This is a genomic window from Nocardia sp. NPDC058497 (assembly GCF_042720195.1).
Classification (GTDB): Bacteria; Actinomycetota; Actinomycetes; order Mycobacteriales; family Mycobacteriaceae; genus Nocardia.
Map to the genome: position 1 here is coordinate 1 of NZ_JBHXMY010000646.1, position 3,189 is coordinate 3,189.

Genomic DNA, 3,189 nt, shown 5'->3' on the forward strand with positions numbered 1-3,189 from the left:
CTCCCGGAGATCGCGACGTGGCAGGTGTCTGCGGTGAGTCCCTGCGCGGAATCGATCGTCGCCGCGTAGCCGAGGTGCACGTGGGCGCGCACGTACTCCGCCGGAAGGCGCACGGTCGCGCGGGTTCGGTGTCCGTGTTGGCGGTGTTCGACGGTGAATGCGCCGTCGGAATGGACGGCGATGACGGTCCAAGAGTAGCCATTGCGCACCCAGTCCTTGGCACCGAGCCGCAGCGTCGGATCGTTGCGGCGAGTACGGACGATGTCACCCACCGAGGCGAACAGCTCATCACCGAGCTGTATCGCCGGGCCGGTTTCGGCGCCGGTTCTGGTGATGCGTTCGGCGCGTGCGCGGGCGTTGAGCTGGCTGACGATGTCGTGGGATCGAGCGAGCATGATCGCGTCCCGACCTGCCGCGGTATCGGCGGACCAGGCGCGGAATGTGTCTTCGTAGACGCTGCCGCTGTGTCCGGCATGGATGCGGTCGTGGTCCAGATACCAGGCCAGCGCGATCGGATCCCCGTCGCGGAGCCCGATCGATGCTGTCGCTTCTCCGGTCGATGCGAACCGGACGACGTGGGAGAGGGTGAGGACTTGCTCGGGAATGGCATGGTTCATGTCGCTGTCTGCGCCGCCGGCCTCGATCGCGGGTAGCTGCCGGTCGTCGCCGATGCAGCGGATCGTCGCGCCCCGACCGGCGAGGAACCGCAACAGTTTCAGGCGTTTGGTGTTGCCGAGCTTGACGTGCTCATCGACGATCACGAGGGTGCCGGAGTCGATGTCGAGCACCCACTGCGGCAACGACTGCGGATGTTCACCCAGCAGTGCAATGTTGCGCGCGCCGGGTGTGTGGCGGGCGATGACGTCGAGGAGCTTGTCCACGGTTTCGGCGCGGGTACCGATGGACTCACCCAGCACAGCGGACGCAGCGGCGGTCGGCGCCAGGCCGAGAACCGTTCCGCCACTTGCGGTCCATGCGGTGGTGAGGACTTTCATCGCGGTCGTCTTGCCGGTCCCCGCCGGGGCGTTGGCGGTGTGTACCCGCATTCCGGAGGTCGCGAAGCCTTCGATGATGGCGGTCTGGCCGGCGTTGAGGCGTCGATCGGGGTTGGCGGTGTTGTAGTCGTTGATCGCTGCGGCGACGAGCTCGGTGGGCAGGACGCCGGCGCCCGTGGACAGCGACAGTGCGATGAGTTCGGCCTCGACCGCCAGTGCGGTGGTAGTCGTATAGATCTGGGAGTTCGCGCGGGTGTGTAGGGGGGTGTGGTCGCGGCGGCGCAGATACTGCGGTACGGCACGCAGAACCGGTTCCTCGGTGAGGTCGGGGTCACCGCGCGCGACGACGCTCTGCGACGACAGAGCGGCGGTGTAGACGCGTTCGGAGACGTGCTGCCAGTCGGCCGGGGTGACCAGTCCCCGCAGCTGACGTTCGGTTTCGGCGCGCAGGTTGAATGCCCGCCAGGTAGATCGCCGTTCGGACAAAGCCGCCAGAGTGCGCTGGGCCAGGTCGACGACGAATGACTCATCGGGGATCGGGCGCGCGGCCTGCGGAGGTGCCAGGATGCGGGCGAGCAGCTCGTCGACCGCGTCCAGGCCGCCCGGCAGTGCGGCGGCCTCGGCTATCCATCGGGCCCTCTGCTCGGCGCGTGAGGCCGGAATGTGCTTGGTGGGGCGGGTTTCCAGGGAGGCCTGTTCGGCGAGCTGATGCACTTCGCCGGGGCCGGGTTCTCGCCCGAGTGTGGTCTGGAAAGCGTGGGTGAGCTGATCGAGGCGAGTGCTGATAGCTGCCCTGCGTTGTGACCACATCTCGATCAAATCGATCGGGACTCCGATGATTTCGCGGATCGGCAGGTCGTGGACGTTGCGGCCGCCACGGTTTTCGAACCGGATACCGAGCGCAGTTTCGAGGTAGTGCTCGATGCGGGTGTCATAGATTTCCGAGGCGGTGACCTGCGATTCGTACAGTGTCCGCGAGTCCAAGGTCCGCCACTTGCCGTCCGGACCGCGCACTTGATTCGCTATCAGGTAGTGAGTGTGCAGGTCGGGATCTCCGGCGCGGCTGTCACGATGGTCGAACGCCACGGCGACCAGGCCCTCGACGTCGCACTGGCGCACACCGTTTCGACCGAGCCGGGTATACACGCCGTTTGACTCCAACCAGGCCAGTGAGTCGCTCATCGCCTTGCGATGCGCGGCGTGGAAAACGTGGGCGATGTCGGGCGGGGCGATCGCGGCGATCGCGGAGATGGACTTGACCGGTGAGAAGGTGATGTCGAATCCGGCCACCGCGACGCGCGCCGGACGTGAGTTCTTGGCCACCCACCCTGACAATTCGCGCGGATTCAGCGGTGCGCGGCCGTGCTCTATGGCGAACATTTGCGTGGCGACTTCGGTTCGTATTTCCGCTCGCTCGCGATCGGGAATGGCGCTCGTGGGATCGCGATTTCGGGCGATGTTGTATTCACGATACGCCTGACCGCACAGTGTCCGGTACTTCGAAACCGGTACGTAGTCGCCGAATTTCGCGCCGAGTTTCGATGCCTTCTGTGCTGCCTTGGTAGCCTGGGCGGCGGTGGCGCCGAGGTCGATCTGCTCGTCGATGACGCGGTCATGGATCTTGTCGGCGTCGGGGTGGATACCCAGTCCGAACAGGTTCTTCATCTGCTGCTCAGTCGCTTCGGCGCCGTCTGCGATGCCAAGCGCGGTCAGGCCGGTGCCGTGCCAGCGCCCGGGTGATTCGCCGTGGACGCTGTAGTAGTCGGCCAGCGACGACCGCCCGCGAGCAGTGGTGTCATTGGCTGCGATATTGCGCAGATAGTACTGGTAGCCGTTTCCCGCGGCGACCTTGTGAATGGTCGCGACCATAACTCCATGAACCACCGAAACAGGCTTAAAATTCAAGGCATTCGGTAGTTGACGCAGATCACACTGATGCGTTTTCGCTGGTCGTGACAAAACTGTGCTCCGAGATGCCAGATGTGTGCTTGCGAAAAGTGCGGGAGGAGGGGTGTTTGAGGGAGCGAAAGTGGGTGTGCGAGTGGTTATGGGAGGCGTGGTGGAGGGTAGGGGGAGCGTGGCGGGGGAAGGAGGTGAGGCGTTGGTGGCTGAACGGATGGGTGGCCGTGGATCGGTGCTGCGGGGTGAGGTAGCAGCGTGGCGCGCCCCCCCCGCGGGCAGGGCCCGCGCGCGC

The 3,189-nt window shown here is 65.6% G+C and carries 1 protein-coding gene; it reads right to left on the reverse strand.

What is annotated here, in order from left to right; translation table 11 throughout:
* The coding region (gene mobF, locus ACFWPJ_RS28790) for a MobF family relaxase (RefSeq protein WP_378856041.1) at window positions 1-2,864 on the reverse strand (2,864 nt) is incomplete at its 3' end.
* Between the last annotated feature and the right edge of the window lie 325 nt (window positions 2,865-3,189).